We start from the raw sequence: 4,936 nt of genomic DNA, 5'->3' as shown, positions 1-4,936 counted from the left end.
AAGCTTTGTTCATATGATTTAAAGCCTCGTCCCGTATTGATATAAAAATGCCAATTAGAGCCCTCGTTGTGAAACACAAACCAGCCTCGCTCGTATTCAGCATTATTCGGGTCAGGATTATCTTCCCATTCCCAATGGGAATACTTCACTGGAACAAAAGCATCCATAAGCCCATCCCCATTAAGGTCACACCAATGGAGGGACGAAGAGTTGGGGAACTGATCTTGCCCATCACGCCCCCAGCCTGACAGCTGCTGAAAAGTCTTATCTGATCGCCCCATACTATAACAGATGAGGTGTCCATCTTTCGCTCGACAGAGATCACTCCTGCCGTCTCCATCCACATCAATGACATGGATATTCTGCACATCAACATCCTCTACATCAAAGAGTTTATGTTGAGAGAGGATCTTCTGCTCTTCTAGGTCTACAAGTGTAAATGTTGAGCTCTGTTCCACTCCCGCCGCATTCTTATGCGGTGAGGCAATGAGAAGCTGAGCCCTACCATCACCTAGGAAAGCTCCCCAATAAAAGTATAGGTGTTGTGGACTAATAAAATCACTATTAGAAACACATCCTGGGATTGTCACTTCAAAGGTCTTTGCCTCTGAACAAGTCTTATTCCAATTAGCTTCTGGGTGATAGACCGTTATTTGTAGCTTTGTCCGATAGTCAGGTATGAAGATTGGAACTCCCTTCGTTGGATAGCATGCTACCCCATTTAGATTAAGCTTTACCAGCTCATCCAACCCATCTCCATCGATATCTACTGCTCGTAACTCCTGAAAGCCCTTCCCTGCAATCAATTTGTTTACCCCAGTATACTCAGATAGGGAGGGAGCTATGAGTATTGATTGTTCCGCTGGATACCGCCCTCCATACTCGTGAGTCTCACTAATGGTTGAACCTAAAAATTTACGTCTGAGCGTACGCACTATACCATAGGTATCTTTCTTGGGATAGATAATAAGGCCATCATTCCCCTCCCCCCTCATGAGACGTCCACGCTGGATAATCTGCTTTTCTCGATCAAGGTCAAATGAGGATGCAAGAAGGACAGACGCCCCTGCGGTAAGAGTGCTCTCCTCTCCTGGCTCCTTGTCATATTGGTAACGTAGACGTATCGGATTGAGCTTATTGCCATGAGACGAACATCCGATCTGCCTTACGTAGTAGCGTCCTTGTTTCCATTCGTGCTGTAGCTCGTAGGTCATAAGTTCCTCTCCTCCGGAGTAGACGATGATACGTTTAAGGAGTTTCTTTTGAGCCACGGGCTCCCCATAGGCATAGCCCTCTGTGAATGCCTTCCGATCTTCATAGAAGAACTCTACCCGCTCGGCTTGCTCTCCACCTCGACCTCCATCTATCCGGTGAAGGACAATCTTTTGGATATAGTCTATCCCTGCTACTCGATCATATGCAAAGGTCACACTATTACCTAGATGATCCGTCAGTCTACTGAGAGGGGCTCCATACCGTCTCGGGGTCGAGGTATTGAGCTCATATATCCCCACTGTTCCGTTGGGGTAACGTACCTCATAGCCATTTTCACGCACTCTACCGAGGATATTCCCCTGCTCAGTAATCATGGGGTAGTCACCCTGAAGGACGTGATCAACATTGGGCACAAAGCGAACCCCATCAAGGCTTATTGCCTCCCACGACAGGGGGCTAGGAGACCATGTGGGACTACCTGCTCCTCCATCAAAATGAATAGTCTTATTTATCGGAAGGATACTTGACAGACCAGCTAGGCTCCACCCATAGCCAGCCACACCATCTCCGGCCTGGCTATTATAGACCAAGCTCAGAGTCGGAGCTAGCTGTACCAAAGGACCTAAAGTGATCGGGATAGAGTAGCTAAGCCCCCCGGTCGCAGTCTGACCAGAAGTGTAGGGAATAGGGGGCGTCCAGACACTAGGAGCTAAGGTCTCTCCTACATAGCGAGTAGGGGAAGTTCTTGGATATCCACCCTCCTTTCCCCCTTCCATTCCCAAAGCTCGTGCATCAGAGCTCTTCTTTGCGCTTTTGAGAGGTGTAGCAGTCTTCAACTTTCCATAATCATAGACCGAGGCTGAATACGTGATGATTGTATCTCCATTGCTTTGGACTTGTACCGTAGAGTCTAGTGCGTTCTTATTTTGCCCCCACAGACTACTAGCACAGAAGCAGAAGAATCCCCCAGCGAGGAGGATAAGACGTAATGTATAGGACGACATAGTTGTATGGTTGTGTAGTATTAGTTCGGTTCATTAGTTCTTTCGGATCTTCCACGCAGATCGATCCTTCCCTACAATGAGATGCAGGACATAGAGGCCTGCACTCTGTCCTGAGAGATCAAGCATGGTCGTCATGGAGGCGACCTCCCGTCTCACGACTACCCGGCCGAAGAGGTCATAGACCACCAGGACTGCACGCTGCTCAGGGCGATAACCAAGGAATTCGATCGTCAGCTCGCCTTCGGTGGGATTGGGGTAGATACGAACCTGACCTCGGTCAATGGTCTCTGTAACATAATCCCGACCACTTAGGTGACGACGATCCGCCTCATCCTTTGGCTCAAGGGCAGATGTAGTCTGTTGTGTACTATCTGTACTCAATGTACGAAGTCCCTTGGGCTTCTTCGAGCCAACGACTAGTTCACGACGAACTCTATTTCCTGCTGCATCATAGGCAAAACGCACCCGTCCCTGCCCCATGAGGCGGAGGCTGCTCACCGTGAGTAGCAATAGAATAATAAGATATAGATACTTCATATTAGGACTGATTAGTATGGTTAGTATATGCCACAAATGTAGATATTCTTCGGGATAAACACAAGCGCTCTATATCTTAAATATTTTACTGAAACAAAGCACCTTACACAACACCTATCCCATACAAAGAAGTAGCCCTAAGGAGGGCGTCACACTCCACCTAAGTTAGGCCTCCAATAGAGCCCGTTGCCCACCTCTTGACGCACCTATTCCTCCAGCAACAACACATCCAAATCTCCCCCAGCACCTACCTTTGGGAGGGAGGTTAGCCCCTCTGAAAAATCCCCTTCCTAACTACCTCTATATCAAACTCTCCGAGAGCCCCAAAACGTTCATACCGAGAGCGCACTTGCGCTCTCGGTATGAACGCTCCCATCACCTATGTAAGGTGACGAGTGCGCTCTTACCGAGTCCTCTCCTGCGTTCATTACTACTTCTATAGCAGGGCTCTCGGAATGAGCGTTACAGCCTGTCTAGTAGAGCATTACCTTAACCGCCACAACTCACTCCCCACAGCCGTCACAATCCCGCCCCCAGAGCAGTAGCCCAAACCCACCTAGAGCGAAGGCGACAACCCGCCCGAAAGAGCCACCAACACCCCGACCACAGCAGTGTGGGCACCGCATGCACAACGGAGGGGAAGAGACTTAGCCAACAGAGGCTGTGATACCCCGATAGTAGCCGTGGAGACTTCGCCCCCGTAGCAGAGGGGAGACCTTCGCAGACAGCTTGCCCTAGCCCCTGCGAGGTCAAGGCCTCGGGAAGGCTAGGGCAAAAGGGGGCTTTATTGCACCTAAATATACACTTAGGAGATCAAGCAGATTACCACAGATACATGGGAAAAGAAGCCTTTAAGGTGGGGAAGGTGCGCAATAAAAGGCGGTTTGGTCGCCTAACGAGAGGAAAGGGAGCGTTTGAGCACAGAGAGCGCTGGAGCGATCCCTATCTAGTGGGCTATTAGGAAGGAAAATTCTGTACCTTTGCCTGCAGAGATATTAGCACCATAATCATATACATATATAACATTCTAACTGATAATACAGAGACTATGGCAACCCCAGGTAAAGACTTTCGTATCGAAAGCGATCTGATAGGTGAACGTCAGATTAGCAACGAGCACCTCTACGGCGTACAGACCCTACGAGGGGAAGAGAACTTCCGCATCAGCCGCTTCCACCTCTCGGACTACCCCCTCTTCATCCACGGCCTTGCCTGGACGAAGGCAGCCGCCGCCATCGCTAATCACCGCCTAGGACTCCTGACTGATGCCCAGAAGGACGCTATCGTACAGGCCTGCAACGAGCTCCTCGAGGGCAAGCACCATGAGCACTTCCCCGTGGATATGATCCAGGGTGGCGCAGGTACGACGACCAACATGAATGCCAATGAGGTGATCTGCAACCGCGCCCTACAGATCATGGGGCACGAGCCTGGGCAGTTCCAGTTCCTCTCCCCCAACGACCACGTCAATGGCTCCCAGTCCACCAACGATGCTTACCCCACAGCGATCCACATGGGTCTCTATGCTTCGCATCTCAAGCTCCGTCCACACCTACAGCAGCTGATCGACTCCCTGCGCAAGAAGGCTAGCGAGTTCGCTCACGTGCTCAAGATGGGACGTACGCAGCTACAGGACGCTGTGCCTATGACCCTTGGGCAGACCTTCGGGGGCTTCGCTTCCATCCTCGAGCACGAGATCGCCAACCTCGACTTCGCCGCTCAGCAGTTCCTCGCCATCAATATGGGCGCCACGGCTATCGGTACAGGGATCTGCTCCGAGCCCGAGTATGCAGACTACTGCACCGAGGCTCTAGCGAAGATCACGGGCTGGGACATCACCCGCACCCCAGACTTCGTCGGTGCTACCAGCGACACGAGCGAGATGATCGGCTACAGCTCTGCACTGAAGCGTATCGCAGTCAAGGTAAACAAGATCTGCAACGACCTGCGCCTCCTCTCCAGTGGCCCTCGCTGCGGTCTCGGTGAGATCAACCTACCCGCTATGCAGCCAGGCTCCTCCATCATGCCCGGCAAGGTCAATCCCGTCATCCCCGAGGTAGCCAGCCAAGTCTGCTACAAGGTCATCGGTAACGACCTCTGCGTCACCATGGCTGGCGATGCCTCCCAGATGGAGCTCAACGCTATGGAGCCCGTCATGGCTCAGTGCTGCTTCGAGTCCA

At 51.3% G+C, this 4,936-nt stretch carries 4 protein-coding genes and 1 pseudogene; 2 read left to right on the top strand and 3 right to left on the bottom strand.

The window, feature by feature from the left end:
• From QZ554_RS08105 to QZ554_RS08100, 3 genes and pseudogenes are all read right to left on the bottom strand, one after another.
• Positions 1–1,430: VCBS repeat-containing protein (locus QZ554_RS08105; RefSeq protein ID WP_297195699.1), on the bottom strand; the 1,430-nt coding region annotated here is incomplete at its 3' end.
• A gap of 318 nt (positions 1,431–1,748) precedes the next feature.
• Positions 1,749–1,991, bottom strand: a pseudogene (locus QZ554_RS08300) (SpvB/TcaC N-terminal domain-containing protein); the annotation flags it as partial.
• A gap of 261 nt (positions 1,992–2,252) precedes the next feature.
• A complete protein-coding gene (locus QZ554_RS08100) occupies positions 2,253–2,756 on the bottom strand; it encodes a T9SS type A sorting domain-containing protein (protein WP_297195698.1) in 504 nt (167 codons plus the stop codon).
• Between the two features lie 835 nt (positions 2,757–3,591).
• Here QZ554_RS08100 and QZ554_RS08095 point away from each other — a divergent pair.
• Positions 3,592–3,717, top strand: coding sequence for a hypothetical protein (locus QZ554_RS08095; protein WP_297195697.1), 126 nt, complete (start codon positions 3,592–3,594; stop codon positions 3,715–3,717).
• 87 nt (positions 3,718–3,804) lie between these two features.
• Positions 3,805–4,936: aspartate ammonia-lyase (locus tag QZ554_RS08090; protein ID WP_297195696.1), on the top strand; the 1,132-nt coding region annotated here is incomplete at its 3' end.

This window comes from uncultured Porphyromonas sp. (assembly GCF_915070105.1).
In the GTDB taxonomy this organism is placed as follows: Bacteria; Bacteroidota; Bacteroidia; order Bacteroidales; family Porphyromonadaceae; genus Porphyromonas.
This window is presented reverse-complemented; position numbering and strand designations above follow the sequence as displayed.

What these genes read in the sequence shown, in the direction of transcription:
- QZ554_RS08100 (WP_297195698.1), bottom strand. Translation starts at nt 2,756, where the DNA reads ATGAAGTATCTATATCTTATTATTCTATTGCTACTCACGGTGAGCAGC.
- QZ554_RS08095 (WP_297195697.1), top strand. Translation starts at nt 3,592, where the DNA reads ATGGGAAAAGAAGCCTTTAAGGTGGGGAAGGTGCGCAATAAAAGGCGG.